This window comes from Pseudovibrio sp. Ad13 (assembly GCF_001623225.1).
Taxonomy (GTDB): domain Bacteria; phylum Pseudomonadota; class Alphaproteobacteria; order Rhizobiales; family Stappiaceae; genus Pseudovibrio.
This window is the reverse complement of record NZ_LMCC01000013.1, coordinates 256,868-274,347: the sequence shown is the minus strand read 5'-3', so window position 1 is coordinate 274,347 and position 17,480 is coordinate 256,868. Positions and strand designations below refer to the sequence as shown.

Annotated in this window: 13 protein-coding genes; 8 read left to right on the top strand and 5 right to left on the bottom strand. The window is 53.7% G+C overall.

The window, feature by feature from the left end:
* Nucleotides 1-28: 28 nt before the first annotated feature.
* Together PsAD13_RS14945 and PsAD13_RS14940 are read left to right on the top strand one after the other, a co-directional pair.
* Nucleotides 29-1,087, top strand: a complete 1,059-nt coding sequence (locus PsAD13_RS14945; RefSeq protein WP_063318654.1) for a LacI family DNA-binding transcriptional regulator — start codon at nucleotides 29-31, stop codon at nucleotides 1,085-1,087.
* A gap of 13 nt (nucleotides 1,088-1,100) precedes the next feature.
* Complete coding sequence (locus tag PsAD13_RS14940; RefSeq protein ID WP_063318653.1) at nucleotides 1,101-3,032, top strand: DUF5054 domain-containing protein; 1,932 nt, start codon at nucleotides 1,101-1,103, stop codon at nucleotides 3,030-3,032.
* A 78-nt stretch (nucleotides 3,033-3,110) separates the two neighbouring features.
* Here the strand turns inward: PsAD13_RS14940 and PsAD13_RS14935 are convergent, their stop codons facing one another.
* Both PsAD13_RS14935 and PsAD13_RS14930 read right to left on the bottom strand, forming a co-directional pair.
* Nucleotides 3,111-4,307 (bottom strand): iron-containing alcohol dehydrogenase, encoded by a 1,197-nt coding sequence (locus PsAD13_RS14935; RefSeq protein WP_057465389.1) that lies wholly within the window; start codon nucleotides 4,305-4,307, stop codon nucleotides 3,111-3,113.
* Between the two features lie 73 nt (nucleotides 4,308-4,380).
* Nucleotides 4,381-6,003 (bottom strand): BCCT family transporter, encoded by a 1,623-nt coding sequence (locus tag PsAD13_RS14930; RefSeq protein ID WP_208980913.1) that lies wholly within the window; start codon nucleotides 6,001-6,003, stop codon nucleotides 4,381-4,383.
* A 164-nt stretch (nucleotides 6,004-6,167) separates the two neighbouring features.
* Here PsAD13_RS14930 and gcvA point away from each other — a divergent pair, with 164 nt between their 5' ends.
* Together gcvA and PsAD13_RS14920 are read left to right on the top strand one after the other, a co-directional pair.
* Complete coding sequence (gene gcvA / locus PsAD13_RS14925) at nucleotides 6,168-7,061, top strand: transcriptional regulator GcvA (RefSeq protein ID WP_063318652.1); 894 nt, start codon at nucleotides 6,168-6,170, stop codon at nucleotides 7,059-7,061.
* Between the two features lie 313 nt (nucleotides 7,062-7,374).
* Nucleotides 7,375-9,873: a CoA transferase gene (locus tag PsAD13_RS14920; protein ID WP_063318651.1), complete on the top strand. Its 2,499-nt coding sequence runs from the start codon at nucleotides 7,375-7,377 to the stop codon at nucleotides 9,871-9,873.
* A gap of 129 nt (nucleotides 9,874-10,002) precedes the next feature.
* Here PsAD13_RS14920 and PsAD13_RS14915 read toward each other — a convergent pair whose 3' ends face one another.
* The 3 genes from PsAD13_RS14915 to PsAD13_RS14905 all read right to left on the bottom strand — a co-directional run bounded on the left by PsAD13_RS14915 (nucleotide 10,003) and on the right by PsAD13_RS14905 (nucleotide 11,939).
* The gene (locus tag PsAD13_RS14915; RefSeq protein WP_063318650.1) at nucleotides 10,003-10,308 is read right to left on the bottom strand and encodes a hypothetical protein; all 306 of its coding nucleotides are present in this window, start codon (nucleotides 10,306-10,308) and stop codon (nucleotides 10,003-10,005) included.
* A 2-nt stretch (nucleotides 10,309-10,310) separates the two neighbouring features.
* Nucleotides 10,311-10,922 carry a cytochrome c oxidase subunit 3 gene (locus PsAD13_RS14910; RefSeq protein WP_063318649.1) on the bottom strand — a complete coding sequence of 204 codons (612 nt, stop codon included), beginning with the start codon at nucleotides 10,920-10,922 and terminating at the stop codon, nucleotides 10,311-10,313.
* Nucleotides 10,923-11,015: 93 nt separating this feature from the next.
* Nucleotides 11,016-11,939: a LysR family transcriptional regulator gene (locus PsAD13_RS14905; protein ID WP_063318648.1), complete on the bottom strand. Its 924-nt coding sequence runs from the start codon at nucleotides 11,937-11,939 to the stop codon at nucleotides 11,016-11,018.
* Nucleotides 11,940-12,090: 151 nt separating this feature from the next.
* Between PsAD13_RS14905 and PsAD13_RS14900 the strand changes: the two genes are divergently transcribed.
* From PsAD13_RS14900 to PsAD13_RS14885, 4 genes are all read left to right on the top strand, one after another.
* Nucleotides 12,091-13,101, top strand: coding sequence for a TAXI family TRAP transporter solute-binding subunit (locus PsAD13_RS14900; RefSeq protein WP_063291981.1), 1,011 nt, complete (start codon nucleotides 12,091-12,093; stop codon nucleotides 13,099-13,101).
* A gap of 169 nt (nucleotides 13,102-13,270) precedes the next feature.
* A complete protein-coding gene (locus PsAD13_RS14895) occupies nucleotides 13,271-15,493 on the top strand; it encodes a TRAP transporter fused permease subunit (RefSeq protein ID WP_063318647.1) in 2,223 nt (740 codons plus the stop codon).
* Nucleotides 15,490-16,740 carry an FAD-dependent oxidoreductase gene (locus tag PsAD13_RS14890; protein WP_063318646.1) on the top strand — a complete coding sequence of 417 codons (1,251 nt, stop codon included), beginning with the start codon at nucleotides 15,490-15,492 and terminating at the stop codon, nucleotides 16,738-16,740. Before PsAD13_RS14895 ends, PsAD13_RS14890 begins: the two co-directional genes overlap by 4 nt.
* Nucleotides 16,741-16,750: 10 nt before the next feature.
* The gene (locus PsAD13_RS14885) at nucleotides 16,751-17,476 is read left to right on the top strand and encodes an aspartate/glutamate racemase family protein (protein ID WP_063318645.1); all 726 of its coding nucleotides are present in this window, start codon (nucleotides 16,751-16,753) and stop codon (nucleotides 17,474-17,476) included.
* Nucleotides 17,477-17,480 lie beyond the last annotated feature (4 nt).

The following is a 17,480-nucleotide window of genomic DNA, read 5'->3' as shown; positions in this document are numbered from 1 at the left end:
CACGTTTTCATAATTTGAGTGGTTTTGAGTGTCAGAGCATCCAAACATCCAAGAGGCGAAACGCCCCGAACGCACGACGGCAGATACAGTTGCCAAACTTGCAGGCGTATCGCGAGTCGCTGTTTCACGCGCTTTCAATCCACATGCCTCTTTGAAGAAGGAAAAGCGTGATCTGATTCTCAAGATCGCGAAGGAGCTGGGTTACACGCCAGACATGGCGGGCCGCGCGCTGGTGACACGCCGATCCCATCTGGTGGGGGTGATCGTACCGGATGTGTGCAGTCCATGGGAATCGCAGGAGATCGACGCGCTGACCACTGCCCTGCAAGGGGAAGGGTTTGCCACGCTGCTCTTCAAGACCCGCACTGACCAGAGCATGGATGAGCGGTTGCTGACCTATATGAAGGGCTTCAATCTAGACAGCATCATCGCTTTTGCCGAGAACGTTTCACCTGATACACTGACCCATTCGCTGGGCCGGGCCGTGCCGATTTACGTGAGTTATTCGGAGGATGGCAGTTTGCCAAACCAGCCGGGCTCCACGTCTGTCTTCGACCGCTTGATTGTGGACCAGAAGACTGGCATCGATCAGGCTGTTGCTTTGATGCAGGCTTATGGGTGCAAGAATTTTGCCTATCTTGGTGGTACGACCACATCCCTTGCAAATACAGAGCGTGAGCGCGCGTTCAAATGCATCATGAAAGAGCGTGGTTTGCCAGAGCCGCTGGTGTTGCAGGGCGACTATACCTATGAGACCGCCCTCGCCTCCACGCTGGACCTGTTCAAGGTTGGCGAAGGCGTTGATGGCATTTTCTCTGCAAATGATGTTGGTGCATTTGGTGTGATTGATGCTCTGCGCTTTCAACTGGGCCTGCGGGTTCCTGAGGATGTGAAAGTGGTTGGCTTTGATGACATCGCTCAGTCCGGATGGCTGAGCTACAACCTCACCACTGTGAAAATTGATCTTGAAGATCGTGTCCGGGCTCTCGTACGGCTCATCTTGCGGCGCCTTAAAGACCCCAATGCCCCAGCCATGACCGAGACACTGCAGACCCGCCTGATTGTGCGCGGTACTGTCGGCTCATAAGAAGCAAAGAAATATGTCCCCAAATACTATTCACCTGATTTTCAAAACCCATCTGGATATCGGCTTCACTGATCATGCGGAGAAGGTCCGGCAGCGTTATCACGGCCATTTCTTACCGCAAGCGCTTGATACAGCTGAGCATTTCTATTTCGAAAACCCGCAGGATCCTAAATTTCGCTGGACGACGGGCGCATGGTTGATCTGGGATTATCTGAACGAGGCGCCTGCATCTGACGTAAAGCGTCTGGAAGCCGCCATTGAGAAGGGTTTGATCCGCTGGCACGGTTTGCCGTTCACGACGCATTCTGAACTTATGTCACCTGCTCTGTTTGAGGCTGGTCTTTCCTATTCCAAAGAGCTGGATGAGCGGTTTGGAGTGAACACCATTGCTGCAAAAATGACGGACGTCCCCGGGCATACGCTCGGCATTGTGCCATTGATGGCGAAAGCTGGCATCAAGTTTTTGCATCTGGGGGTCAACACCGCCTCTCCAACACCAAAACTGCCGGATGTGTTCCGCTGGCAGGCCCCTTCCGGTGAGGAGGTTCTGGTGCTCTACCAGAACTCCTATGGCGCAACCCAGTTTATTCCGGGTGTTTCTGATGGCCTGAGCTTTGCACATACGGAAGACAATATCGGACCGCAGAACATTGGACAGACGGTGAATGTGTACCGTGCGATGGAGCGGCAGTATCCGGACTATCAGATCAAGGCAGCGACGCTGGATGAGTTTGCCGAGGTGCTGTGGCCACACTGGGAAAGCTTCCCCGTTGTAACGCAGGAAATCGGCGACAGCTGGATCCATGGCAGTGCGACTGATCCTGTAAAGTCAGCACAGTACCGGGCATTGCAGCGGGTTTATGATCGTTTCGCTGACGACAAAATCACGCTGGAGCGGCTTTCCTTTGGCCGCAAACTTTCCATGGTGGCAGAGCATACGTGCGGGGTAGATATCAAAACCTATCTACGCGATGAACAGGCGTGGGATCGTGGGGATTTTGACGCTGCACGCCAAAACGACCCGCGCTTTCAGTATGCTGAAGCGTCCTGGGCTGAACAGCGGGCCTATTGTAAGGATGCCGTTGCTGCGCTTGATAAGGGTGATCAGAAGGTTGCCAGGGCAGCGCTTAAAGAGCTGTGTTGCCCTCTTCCGCATGCTGGTCCGTTTGAGATTATCGATGAGGCCGGGTTTGGTGGCTGGTCCATGGAGATTAATAGTGACACCGGTGCTATCAAGCGGCTTACAACACCAGATGGGAAAGACCTGTTTGGGCTGGATGACAATCTGCTTTCGTTTGCCCATGAAACCTATGATGCCAGCGATGTCAAAGCGCATATGGATGCCTATCTGACCCACGAAGAAGAATGGGCCATTCTGGATCACATCAAGCCGGGATTGGATAAGGCTGGGACTGCGACATCCAAAAGCCATTGCCCGAAGTTTGAAGGGCTTGCGGTTGCCGACGATCACGTCGTTCTTTCCTATGTCATGGCTTCGGATATTCCCGGCGCGACTTCCAACATTCAGCTGGCACTGAATGGGTCAAACGACAAGCTGGAGATAACGCTGCGGCTTTACGGTAAGATTGCCAATCGTATGCCTGAGGCTGGGTTCCTGCGGTTTGCGCCAGATGGTGCGGCACGCTGGCAGTTCGATAAGACCGGATATTGGGTGGATGCGCATGATCTGCCGGATATGAGTGGCGGTCAGTTGCAGGCGATCTTTGGGGCAAAAGCACAGGCAGATCAGGAGATCCGCATTGTTCCGCTGGATACTCCGCTTGTGGCCCCTGCTGATTTGCCGTTTATGCCGTTCCAGCACAGGGCACCTGCTTATGATCAGGGGCTTCGGTTCAACATCTACAACAACAAGTGGAGCACCAACTTCCCGATGTGGTGGGAAGGTGACTTTAGCGCCCGGTTTGTGTTGGAGATTGGCGCTTAATTCGCCAGAGCCACAATAAAAAAGCCAGCTCACGGCATTGGACGTGAGCTGGCCTCTCGGGAGCGTAGGAGTTTCAGTTTATTCAGCTGCAACAGACTCGCTGTCGGAGCCGCGGGCATCCCACAAGCCCTGATAGATTTCCATCATCTCAGCAATGGTTGGCGTGACCGGGTTGTTGCCAGGAGAACCTGAGGCGAGCGCCTGCTCTGCCATGGTTTCGCAGCGGTCCATGAATTCCTGACGATCAATGCCAAACTCTTCCGGCGTTGGTACGGAGAGCTCATCATTCAGGGCACGCAGCTCAATCAGGAGCTTGCGATTTGCCATAGCATCATCATCCTGCTGGGATGCAAAACCCAATGCGCGTGCAGCCTGAGCGTAACGCTCTGGAGCAGCTGGAATTGAGAAGGCTGTCACATCTGGCAGAAGCATCGCATTGGAAAGGCCGTGCGGCACGTGGAAGAACGCGCCAATCGGGCGGCTCATGCCGTGCACCAGAGCAACGGATGCGCTTGAGAACGCAACGCCTGCAAGGGTTGAGCCGAGCATCATCTCTTCACGTGCTTTTTCGTTGTTGCCGGTGTGGTAGACTTCACGCAGGTTCGGGCCGATCAGCTTCAGGGCAGCCAGTGCCTGACTGTCGCTGTATGGATTTGCCTTTTTGCTGACATAGGCTTCGAGCGCATGGGTCATGGCATCAATGCCGGTGTCCGCGGTGATGCGTGCTGGCAGGCTCATGGTGAGTTTGTAGTCCACCAGTGCGGCAACAGGCATGAAGCCGATGCCGACACACAGCATCTTTTCGCCGCGCTCTTCATCCGTGATGATGGTGAAACGAGTGACTTCTGTGCCGGTGCCAGCAGTTGTAGGAACTGCAATAACTGGCAGGCCCTGCTCCGTGACGTCTCGTGGGAAGCGGTAGTCGCGCATTTCCCCGCCAAACTTTGCCAGAATCGCAATGGCTTTTGCGCTGTCGATCGGGCTGCCGCCGCCAAGAGCTACGATGCAGTCATAGCTGTCTTCCCGCGCCTTTTCCACACCCGGAAGGATGGAGGCGACGGTTGGCTCAGGCAAAGTGTCTGCAAAAACTTCGCTTTCAATGCCCTCGGCCTTCAGGCTTTCCTGCATAGATTCGGAATATCCCAGCTGAACCATCATGGGATCTGTGACGATGAGAGGCTTTTTGCAGCCGATTTTTGCCAGAACTGCAGGCAATTGAAGGGCGGCTCCCGCACCAACTTGCATGATGCGCGGCAGAATGATCTGAGATGTCATGAGAATGAACCTTTGGTTATTATCACCATCTGGGATGCCGGGAACATCCCAGATGGTTCGGGGTGAGAGCGCCTTACTCGGCCGGGGCTGCAGCAGGGGCTGCATTGCCAGCTGAATAAGGATGCTCTTCGTCATCTATGGTGGAGATGATTTCTGAGACCTCGAGGTGGAGTGATTTGAGCAATCCCCACGTGGTCAGGATCAGCACGAAGGAATACGGCAGGGCCGCCACGATCGAGGCTGTTTGCAAGGCTCGCAAGCCACCGGCGAACAACAGCACCGCAGACACGGCGCCAATGGAAAGGCCCCAGAAGATGCGGTAGCGGTTGGCCGGATTCTCGTCGCCCATGGACAAGATGGTGCAGATAACGAGCGTCGCGGAATCCGCAGAGGTTACAAAGTACGTCACCAGCAGAACTGTACACATCGCCGCGCCGAGGATGGTGAGCGTGGAGCCCAGATCCATCAGTTCGATGGTTGTGTAAAGAGCCGAGGTGATGTCCGCGTTCACCGCTTCCGTCACGCCGCCAGCGCCGAACAGTTCAAGGAACATTGCGGTGTTGCCGAAGGTGGTGATCCAGAATGTGGAGAGCAGTGTTGGTGCCAGCAATACGCCGAGCAGGAATTCTTTAACCGTACGGCCTCTGGAGATGCGCGCGATGAAGATGCCAACAAATGGCGCCCATGCGATCCACCAGCCCCAGTAGAAGATGGTCCAGCCACCCTGCCAGCTGTTGCTCGGATCAGTTTCGACCCAGAAGCCAAGCGGAATTGCGTTGGTCAGGTAGTCGCCCAGATTGGTTGCGAAAGACCCGAGAATGTAAACTGTCGGGCCAAAAATGAGGAAGAACACAAGCATCACCATGGTGAGGTGCATGTTGAATTCACTCAGGATTTTGATGCCCTTGTTCACGCCACTCAGGACGGACATGGTTGCCAGTACGGAGATAACCGCGATGATGATGATCTTGTTGGTGATGCTGACTTCAAAGCCGAACAAGTAGTTCAGGCCGGTATTCATCTGCTGGGCTCCCAACCCAAGAGATGTCGCAATACCGAAGACTGTACCGAAAACTGCAAGCAGATCGGCAGCGTGACCGATTGGACCGTAAATCTTATCACCAAAAATCGGATAGAGCCCTGAACGAACGGACAGCGGCAGGCCCTTGCGATAGTGGAAATAAGCTAGTCCCAGACCGGAGAGTGCAAACAGTGCCCAACCATGCAAACCCCAGTGGAAAATACTGATCCGCATTGCAATCTGAGCGGCTTCTACGGAGCTTTCCTGCCCTTCTGCGATAAACGGATTACTTTGGAAGTGGTAGATCGGCTCTGCGATACTCCAGAACAGAATCCCGATACCGATGCCGGCCCCAAAGAGCATCGAGAACCAGGAAAAGAAGCTGTATTCCGGCTTTTCGTCATCTTTGCCCAAGCGAATATTGCCGTAACGGCTCATGGTCATCGCGAAAGCCAGAAACAGGAAAAAACTGACCAGACCAATATAGTACCAAGATAGATTATTTGCGATGAAACCTTTGGCTGAATTGTAAAGTGAGCCAGCAGTTTCAGGAACCATTACAGTAAATAAAACAAACGCAATGACGAGTACTGTAGACCCGACAGCCATAACAGGATTTACACCTGTAAACAGGCCCTCCCCCGTCCTTCTTTCAGTATTGCTGTTATTATACATTTGTCCCCCTCAAGCTTTATTTTTGCTGTCCTGATTGAAGGTTGAATTTTTGCCGGAGGGTTAAATTGTTATCAATCAACAAAAAAAGACCCAATGGTATAAAAATATTTATGAATAGTTTTACGTAGAGTATGAAATTCTACCCATACGAATGGGAGAAGTTAATGAAGAAGAATTTACCCCCGCTCAATTGGCTCAGGGCATTTGAAGCGTCGGCGCGTCATCTCAGCTTTACGCATGCATCAACAGAGCTCAACCTTACGCAGGCAGCGATCAGTCACCAGATCAAAGGCCTGGAGTGTCAGTTGGGATCTGTGCTGTTTAAACGATTGCCGCGTGGCCTGGAGCTGACAGATGCGGGGGCGGCGTATTTGCCGGCAGTCCACGAATCCGTGGAGCGCCTGAAGGCGGCAACGGAGGAAATCTTCGGTCAGGGGCAGAACAATCTGCTGACTGTGAAGATCAACATGGTGTTCTTCATGCGCTGGCTTGCCCCGCGTATGAAAGAGTTTCGCAAGCTGCATCCAAAGATCAACCTGCGTGTCACCTCCAACATCTGGCTGGACAACAAAGAAACCTCCGGCGACTGCGATCTGGAAGTGCGCTACGGGCGGGGAAAATGGCCGTCAGTTCAATGTGACCGACTGACACGAGACGAGTTATTTCCGGTTTGCAGCCCTTGTTACCTGGAAGAAAACGGACCGTTAGAGTCGCCAAAAGATCTTGCAAATCATAGTGTTTTGCATGTGATTGGCTATCAGGAAGGCTGGGGATACTGGCTGAAGCAGACCAAGCACAGTGATGTGGAACTGCGGCAGAGCTATCAGTTTGATACGCTTGTCACGGCTCTGGAAATGGCAGCTTTAGGAGAAGGCGTTGCTTTGGGCAGAACAAGTCTTGTGGAAAATGCACTGAAGTCCGGCCAGCTGGTTGCTCCACTGGAAAATCGCGTTCCGACGGAAGAAGCGTTTTATCTGGTTTACTCCAACACAAGCCTTGAGCACCCGCATGCTGTCACCTTCAGAAACTGGCTGTTGCAAGTAATACATGAGGGGTAATCTCCCTTTTGGGCAGGACACTGTCCCCGCTGCACAGGCGGCATAAAACAGGTTTGGTGGAAGAAATTTCAGCTTCCACCAGTCCGGCAAAGGCAAAATCAAACAGTTCAGAATTAGACGAGCTACAAAAATTTTTATGCCTGCACCGAAATTTAAATTGCTGGTTTCTACGTAGGTGCCTGCCTATTGTTTTTCCAATGAAGTGAACCGTTGCTGCGAAGCATTTCACCCATAACAACCTGAAATCAAAGACATAATTGTGTCTGGAATAAACTGAGAACTGCCGATGGGCGGTTTCTGAGGATGATGTTGCATGGAAAAAAGACTTCCCCTTGAAGGTGTCAGAGTTGTTGACTTCGGTCAGCAGATTGCAGGTCCAGCTGTTGCTATGATCCTTGCGGATATGGGCGCAACTGTTATTCACGTCGATCCGCCTCAAGGGCCTCAGTGGGATCACCCGGCAAATGCGATTTTAAATCGTAACAAGAAATGCATCCGGCTTGATCTGAAGTCAGAAGCTGGCTTGCAAAAGGCGTTTGACCTGATTGCAGCAGCCGACGTGGTGCTTGAAAGCTTCCGCCCTGGCAAGATGAAAGACCTTGGTGTCGATTTTGCTGCGCTACGTGCTGAACGCCCTGAGCTGGTTACACTTTCAGTCCCAGGATTTGCCAGCAATGATGAGCTGCGCCGTGAATGGAAAGCAACGGAAGCTATCGTGGCCGCCACATCGGGCGCGTTCACCGACATGGGCTTTAACCGTGTTCTTATGGGTCTGAACCCAAGCTTCTCACCGCTTCCACTGGGCTCTTCTTATGCCACAACAATGGCGGCCAGCTCTGTCGTGATGGCGCTGCTTGCCCGTGAGAAGACAGGCCGTGGTGATACGATTGAAGTGCCGATTGCAGCTGCTCTTATGGAAGGCCTTTCTTACAATTCAGTTGTGATTGAAGGCATGCCAGAGCGCTACATGACGATGCGCGAGCACGAGATTACTCATCGCCGTGAAAATGATATCGAGATGGATCTTTCCTATGAGGATCTACAGGAATACCTCGATCCGTTCTACCGGACCTATGAGTGTGCAGATGGCCGTTATTTCTATGCGGTCTGCCCGTCTCACCGCAACCACGCCCGCCGCTGCCTGCAGGCTCTCGGGATCTACGAGGAGCTGCTTGCTGAAGGTCTGCCTGAGGTAAACAACCTGCACCTGCCAATTGCTGAGTGGGACGGGGAAACGTCCATTGGTGTTTATCCGCTTCCGAAAAAGTGGGCTGATATCATTTCTGTGAAAATGAAGAAGGTGTTCCTCACTAAAACCTCTGATGAATGGGGCGTTATCTTTGGTGAAGGCCAGATTCCGGGCGCTCCACATCGCACCACACAGGAATGGGTGAACAGCGAGCACTGCAACACGTCCGGTCTGATTGTCGAAGTGAACGACCCTGAATACGGCCTGATGAAACAGCCCGGTCCTGTTGTGTGGTTTGAGGAGATTGTAGACTACCTGCTCACTCCAAAACCCCGCGAGAACGTAACCTTTGAAGAGGCTTTGGCAACTCTTAAAGCCGTTGGCGACACGGGCTCTTTGCCTGCCCCAACAGCTCCAGCGGCAGACAAAGACGGCTGGCTCAATGATCTGCGTATTCTGGATCTGACTAACGTGATTGCGGGTCCGCATTCCACAGCGTTCCTCGGGCGATTTGGTGCTGAGGTGATCAAGCTGGATCCGGTGAAGCCGCTTTACGATCCGCTAATTGGTACGCTGTTTACGTTCCAGACCAACATTGGCAAAAAGAGTGCGCTGGTGGACATTACTACGGGCGAAGGCCGTGAGGCTTTTGAGCGTCTGGTGAAGTCCGTTGATCTTGTGGTGATCAATGCCCCTGACCGTCAGATGAAGCCGCTAGGCCTTGACCATGACAGTTTGCAGGCGATCAATCCGGGCGTTCTGTTCTGCCGTCTGGACTGCCTTGGCGGACCAAAGCCGGGACCGAAGACCAACTACATTGGTTATGATGACATCATTCAGGCCAATAGCGGCATCATGAGCCGGTTTGGCGGCGTTGATACACCGGAAGAGCATGCGCACCTTGGTACGCTTGACGTAAACTGTGGCTTTGCTGCTGGCCTTGGTATGGCGCTGTCGCTTTATCACAAGCACAAAACCGGTCAGACCTCCCGTGCGCGGACCTCTCTGTCAGCGGTGACCAATCTGGCGCAGATCAAATTTGCGTTTGATTATGAAGGCCGTGCCCCGTTTGATGAAGCCTCCGGACGTGATGCCCTTGGCAACCACGCGCTGTCACACTTCTATAAAGCCTCTGATGGTTGGATCTTTATGGATGCAGAAGACCACGAGCTTATCGACCTTGCACAGGTTGAAGGTCTGAGCGGTGTGGAAGAAGCCAATGACACCGCTGAGTTCCTGCGAGTTGCCTTTGAACAGGACACTGCAGAAAGCTGGTGTGAGAAGCTGAGAGCAGCGGATATTGCAGCGGCTCAACCTCTGGGCATCGAGCATCTGCGTGACACGTACACCCGTACGGCTGATGGTGCGGTTGGTATTGATCGTGGCAGTTACGCATTTTCCACCTATGAGGATCACCCAAGTGGGCACCGCGTGACGCTGATCGACCATTACTCCATCCGCCCGGAAGAAGCCGCTATCCGCGCCTTGCCTAGCACTGAGGCTTACGGCAATTCCACACGCGAAGTGCTTGCCGGTGTTGGATACAGCGATGAGCAGGTGGACGACATGATTGAACGGCGGATTGCTGGCACCGGTTGGGGCCGAGAGTTCCTGCCGAGCTGATTACTTAAAAACGTATATCCCTTTCCCATAGTAGGGGCCCACACATCAGGGATATGCTTTAATGGAACCCCCTCACAGCGCTTCAGGCCTTGTGAGGGGTTTCTGCTTTTTGGTGTCTTGCTCAGGTCTTTAATGCGTAAGCGCTGCTGAGCCGTAGGTGAGCAGGGCTGCACAAATCATTGTTAAAGTGAAAATCATTGAGGTGAGCATGGAGAGCCATGCAGGGCATCTGGTCAGGCCAAGGTATCGGGTCAGGATGATCCGCGCCTTAAACAGGATCAGCGCAGCGATGATCAGCGGGCCCACATAGACAAGCAATTCGCTGCTGAACAGGCTGAGGCCGTAGCCGAGCAGAGTGAGTGCAACCAAGACTACCCAGGCTTTGAGCAGATCGTTCACCTGGATGCTTTTGGGGGATGTTTTGTTGGTGTCCATGCTTACAGCCCCTGCCCCATGAGATAGAAAATGGGGAAAATAATGACCCAGATCAGATCAACCATATGCCAGAAGGCGGTGCCCGATTCCATATTGTCCTCGGTGGGCCACAGGGCGATGATGCCGAGTATGATCAGGCCAAAGATCACGTGGGCCAAATGGAACCCGGTGACCAGATAATAAAGCGTATAGAATGTGTTGGTCTCAACATTGAGGCCAAGGGCAAGCTTTTCCTTGTACTCGAAAATCTTGAGCGCGATGAACACGACGCCAAGACTTCCTGCCCCCAGCAATGCCAATCTTGTCTTCACAATCTCTTTGATTTTAGCAAAGCGTACCGCGATGGCGGCGAACAAGCCTGAGGTGAGCAGGATGATTGTGTTCAAGGTAGCAAGAGGCACGTTCAGGTGCGTGCGTGCCTCGCGGTAAATCTCAGGATTGAGCAGCTCATTGCCGGCGAAGGCCCACAGCGCTCCGCCAAACACGAGGATTTCGCTGACGATCAGGATCCACATCATGGGATCGCCGGGCAGATTTTCCAATGCCCATGGGGAAACAGGCTGGTGATAGACCCGTTCTGCAGTCTCGTTTTCTTTCTGGCAAGCCTCGTCCATTACGCCCTTCCAGCCGATATGAGTGTTTGAGGCAAAAGTAGATCGGTTTGCCTGCGTGGTCCTTGTTGGAGCGCTAACTGTAGCTGCTCTTTGCTATCTGATTGGCTGATTGATGGTTTGTTCCACCCAGTTTTGCCAGGAGGAGACGAAAGAGCTTGCCAATCGGGACAGTGGACGCTGGTGCGGCACGAGGATGGAGTAGCCAAAAGGCACTGTTGGCTCGAAGGGCAAAAACACGATTTTAGAGGCATCCCCGCGGCTGCGCTGATAGCTGACCGCACTCAAAGCATCGACAACTGCGCAGATCTGCCCGGCTTCGACAAAATGGAACAGCGGCAGGAAGTATTGAGTATCGATGCGGATATCAAAATGCGCATCACTGGATTGGAACGCGGCTTTGGTAGCCTCAAAGGTGGAGTGACTGGGCTGGAGCACGCCCATGGGCACACCATCCAGATCCTTCGCGTGGATCACCTTCTTGTTTGCCAGTGCTGATGTTTTCGGGACAGCGCACAGGCAGGTGCATGGGATTGTGGTGTTGTGAGACAGGACATCTTGCTCCGTTCCCACAGCCGCATCACAAAAGCCGATGTCAAAGCTTTGCGCGGCGATCAGGTTGAGGATTTGCGGTGAGCTGCGCGTTGCCAGAGTGATCTTCACTTGCGGTTTGTCCTCGATGAAGTTGCTGATGAATTCGGGCAGCAGATAGGAGGATGGACCGGGCATGGCAACAATACTCAACGAGCCTTGCACCTGATCGCGCATGTTGCTGAGGTTCTGCTCAACCGTCTTCAAACGATCCAGAATGCTAGACGCCTCCGAGAGCAAATAATGGGATTCCGGGACAGGAATCAGTCGGCGGCCTTCACGCAGAAAGAGCGGCATTCCCAAATCATCTTCCAGCGCTTTGAGCGATGCGCTGACGGCGGGCTGGGTGCGATGCAGGTTTCGCGCAGCATGGCTGACGGATCCGGTTTTCATAATTTCGCGGAAAACCGCCAATTGCTGCAGGTTCATGGGCACCTCAATATATATAAACAAAATCTATCATAACCATAATATTTCGAATTTGCTTTTATGAATAAGGCTAACCACCATGAGGCCAATAATTATAAATACCTATCACCTTGAATTGAGCTTACCTGAATTTATTAGAGGGGGGATACTCATGGGATTATTCAGTAAATGCGCCGGGATTGCGCTTGCTTGCACGATGATCAGTGGTGCAGCGGTTGCGCAGGACATCAAATTTTTCCGCATTGGTACGGGAGGTGCTGGCGGAACCTACTTCCCGATTGGCGGGATTATTGCCAACGCGATCTCCAACCCTCCGGGCTCTCGTCCGTGTGATCAGGGCGGCAACTGCGGTGTTCCAAATCTGGTGGCAATTGCGCAGTCAACCAACGCGTCTGCACACAATGTGAACGCTATTCAGGCGGGCCAGATGGAAGCGGGCCTAACCGGTGCTGCGACACTTCATTTCGCCTATCACGGCTCTGGCAAGTATGAGGGCAACGCCAAGCCTGATCTTCGTGTGATTGCAAACCTTTACCCGGAAGATCTGCATCTTGTACTGCCAAAGGGTGGAGAACTGGACAACCTTGCGGACCTGAAAGGCAAGCGGGTTGGTATTGCGCAGGCAGGTTCTGGAACGCAGATTGCAGTTGAGCTTATTCTCGGTGACCACGGCGTCAATCGTGACAATATTGATGAAGCTGAACTCAACAACTCTCAAAGCGCTGAGCGGACAGCTGATGGTCAGTTGGATGCTTACTTTTATGCTGCGGGAACCCCGGTTGCTGCCATGATCCAGTTGGATAACACCAAGGGCATGGATCTCTATTCCTTCACTGAGGCTGAAGTTGCTCAGGCGAACAAGACTGTTCCCTACTACATTCCTTCCACCATCCCTGCTGGCACTTATCCGGGCGTGACGCATGACACCAACACGGTGGCAGTGAGCGGCATGTTTGTGACCAATGCTAATATTGATGAGGAACTGGTCTACGAGATCACCAAGGCGCTTTGGTCCAAGACCGCCCGTAAACTGCTGGATAACGGACATCCGAAAGGCAAGGTCATCACCATGAAGAGTGCGCTTGATGGCATTGATGGCATTGGCGTGCCGCTGCACCCGGGTGCTGAGCGTTACTACAAAGAAGTTGGCCTGCTCGATTAATCACAGTCTGACTTAAAACGGCAGCGGGAGTATTCTTCCGCTGTCTTTTGTCGCCACCGGTGGTTTTGCTTTGCCGCGTTCTTTTTACTCGCGCAGCTGCTGCAGTTGGAAAAAGCGATCCAACGCTCCCTCACCACCGCATGACGCACCCCAGACCCGGGAGGGTTCCATGCCCCTACAATCGCACCTTGATAACAAGGCTCTGGAAGAGCTGGAGAAAAAGTATGACTCCGCTCTCCATACCCGTGACAACGGGCCAATCCTGACAAAAGTGGTTTATTGGGCGACCATTGCCTATGCGCTCTATCACTTCTGGACTGCCGGATTTGGCACGCCGGTTGATTATGTTCACATGGGCATCCATCTGGCCGGGTTGTATTTCTTCATTTTTCTGGCGTTCCCCTTCCTCAAATCTGATCGTGCCTTGGCCAATACGCCCGGTAAGTTCCTGAGCTTTGGTAATGTGCCGCTGCTTGACTGGGTGATCATGATACTGGCGATGATGGGATCGCTGTATCTGTGGTTCAGCTGGCGCGGGTTTGACCTTTTTGGAATTCAGGTTTCTGAGCAGGCTTTGCGGCAAGGCAATCCAGCCGGACCGGATATCTTCTTCGGCACCATCATCATTTTAACTGTGCTGGAGATCGCGCGCCGGACCATTGGTATCGTGCTGCCGCTGATCATTGTGGTCTTCATCGGTTATGCGCTTTTGGGGCCATATATTCCAATCCAGATCCTGAAGCATCCGGGCGTTGACTGGCGGCAGTTCGTCAACAACATGTACTTCCCGTTTGAAGGCATTTTTGGCGTTACGCTCTGGGTCGTTTCAACTGTTGTGTTTCACTTCGTGCTGTTTGGTGTTGTGGCGCAGCGCATGGGGCTTGGGCAGTTCTTCGTTGATAATGCGATGATCCTAGCCGGACGCTATACGGGCGGACCTGCGAAGGTTTCCGTTGTCTCCTCCGCTTTCTTCGGCACTATCTCCGGTTCTTCCATCGCCAACACGGTTTCCACCGGTTCGCTGACCATTCCCAACATGAAGAAACTTGGGTATCCGGGGCACTTTGCAGGCGGTGTTGAAGCGGCGGCCAGTGCGGGTGGGCAAATCACTCCGCCAATCATGGGGGCTGCGAGCTTCCTGATGGCCGAGTATCTGGAAGTGCCTTATACCACCATCGTGATTGCAGCGATTGTGCCTGCTCTGATGCACTATATCGGCGTCATGTCCATCGTGCATTTCACCGCAAAACGCCTTGGGCTGGAAGCCTACCCTAAGGACCAGATCCCGCAGTTTGTGCAGGTTTGGCGTGAGGGCTGGTTTACAGTGCTGCCACTCATCGGGCTGCTTGTTGTCTTGTTCTCTGGCTATTCGCCCAACATGGCTGCGTTTATTGGCATTTCGCTTTGTGTTGTTGTTGGCTTTTGTGCCATCGATAAGCCGCTGTCTCTGACTGTGCCACTTGCCTTGCTGGGCTTCATTTTCTGGAAGGCCTCGCCTTATTCCGGTGAAGGGTTCTCGCCAACGATGGCCGGGGTGCTTGGCGCGCTGACCTTGCTGGGCTGTTTGCATCGCAATGAACGGCAGAGCTTTAAAGACCTGTTCGACAGCTGCCATGTGGGCGTGCAGTACGCACTGGCCGTGGGCGCAGCCTCTGCTGCTGTGGGCATCGTGGTCGGTGTGATCAACACGACCGGTGTTGGCTTCCGTCTTGGCTTTATGGTCACCAATGGCGCTGCGGATATGGCAGCCTCATTAGCTCCGCTGCTTGACTGGACCTCTCTGGAAGTGTTCGGGCAAGCCTCCATTCAGCAGTTCCTGTCTCTGGTTCTGATCGCTATTGCCTGTATTTTGATGGGTGCTGGTCTGCCAACAACGGCGCTTTACATCATGCTTGTTGCGGTAGCTCAACCGGCTCTGGCACAACTGGGTGTGCCTGCTTTGGCAACGCATATGTTCGTGCTTTATTATGGTGTTATCTCCGAGATTACGCCGCCGGTTTGCGCCTCAGCGTATGCTGCGGCGGGCATTGCAGGGGCGAACCCGTTCAGGACTGGTGTGAGTGCCTTTACCTTAGGCCTTGGCAAACTCATGGTGCCAATGGTGTTCGTCTATGCGCCAACCATGCTGATTGTTTTGCCGGAATACTTCACTCTCGTCTCGTTCTTGCAGGTGACGCTGACCTGTGCGCTGGGTGTGTTTGCTATTGCAACAGCTGTGTCCGGTTACTTCATGGCTCCGCTCAACGGTATGTGGCGTGTGCTGATGGCTATTGGCGGATTGATGCTGGTTGCTCCAAGTCTGGGGTCTGATCTGGCTGCAATTCTCGTCATCGCGCCTGTCTTGTTCCAGCAGGTTTCCAGCCAGCGCAACTTGCAGGCGGCGACACAATGACAGAAACTGTAGTACCTGATGTCACTGTGCTTGGTGCGGGGTTGGTTGGCATTTGTTGTGCTCTGTCTCTAGCCGAGAAAGGCTTGCGCGTGCATATGGTTGACCGGGATGCTCCCGGTCAGGCCACCTCTGCTGGCAATGCGGGGATTATCTCGCCGTGGTCTGTGGTGCCACAGTCCATGCCGGGTCTTTGGAAGAAGGTGCCCGGCTGGCTGATGGATCCGCAAGGTCCGGTGACGATCAAGCCCAGTTACCTGCCTCGCGTGGCCACATGGGGCCTGCGGTTTCTCTATGAGGGACGACAGGAGCGCATTCAGCCGATTGGCGAGGCCATGCATGCCCTTAATCATGACTGCATTGAGCTTTACCGCCATCACCTTTCAGGCACAGGGCACGAAGGACTGCTGCAAGACAGCTGGTATGTGCATGCATTTCGGGATGCCTCCCAGATTGATCTGGATGGACCGGATTATGCCATGCGCCGCGCTGTGGGGGCTGAGATTGAGGAGATTGGCGCTGCGGCCTTACGAGATCTGGAACCTGCTTTAACCCATGAGTTTGAGGCCGCCGTTCTCATCAAGGGACAGGCCCGGGCTGTTTCCCCCGGTAAAATCGGTGAAGTGCTTGCCGACAAGCTACGCCAGATGGGCGGAACCATTGAGCAAGCCGAGGTGCACTCCATCACGCCAAACGACGGCGGCGGCTGGAGGTATGTGACGGAGACAGGCGCGCATTTTGCACCGAAACTGGTGCTTTCCATGGGCGTCTGGTCTGCCAAGCTGCTGAAACCACTTGGGGTCAAGGTACCGATGGAGGCTGAGCGTGGCTACCATGTGTCCTTCAGCAATCCCGGTGTTGCCCTCACGCATTCCATCATGGATATGGACATGAAGTTTGTCGCCTCCACCATGGAGAGCGCCATTCGGGTTGCCGGAACGGCTGAGTTTGCCGGGCTTGATGCACCGATCAACCAAAAACGGCTGGATGGATTGGTGGGGCTTGCCAGCAAGCTGCTGCCAGATTTGCGGATGGATGACATCAGCACATGGTCCGGACAACGTCCCAGCTTACCCGACAGTTTGCCTTGCATTGGCGAAATTGACGGATTTCCGGATTTGATCGGCGCGTTTGGCCACAGTCATTACGGCCTGATGATGGCCCCAAAAACTGGAAGATTGGTTGCCGATCTGGTGACCGGCACCACCCCCAACATCAATATGACCCCCTATCACGTGACACGGTACTAAAGGATTTCGCATGACCATTCATCCTGGTGGCCAGAACATTTGCGGCGTTTCAATCGGCGTTCTTTCGCTGGAAAGCTATTTCCCGAAACCTCCCGGTCACATCAAGAACCCGTCGAGCCTGCCGTTTACAACAACCTATGAGATCCTGCATGGATTGACAGTTCAAAAACTGCTGGCTGATCCCTCGCCTGAATTGCTTGAGCCGATCCTCAGCGCCGCTAAACGGCTGGAAGATCAGGGTGTGCACGCAATCACCGGGTCCTGCGGATTTCTGGCGATCTTTCAAAAGGAGATCGCAGCGGCGGTTTCTGTTCCGGTTTTTGTGTCTTCGCTCATACAGGTTCCCCTTGCCTACCACATGACCAATGCACCCGTTGGGGTCATCACAGCGTCCGCAGCCTCTTTGACGGACAAGCATCTGGAAGGTGTGGGCGCTGCCCATGTGCCGATTGTGGTTCAGGGGCTGGATGAAGCCCCTGAGTTTTCCGCGGTGATCTTACGCGGTGAACGCACGCAGATGGACCTTGGCAAGGTGACAGAAGAGTTGTTTGCTGCGGCAGATAACATGATTGAGCGATCACCGGATATTGGGGCCGTTGTTTTGGAGTGCACCGACCTGCCTCCTTATGCGCATCAACTACAAGCGCGGATCAAACGGCCAGTGTTTGACATCATCACCCTTGCCAGCATGGCGCACTCAGTGGCCCATCGGCATGCCTTTCCCGGATTTATCTGAGTGT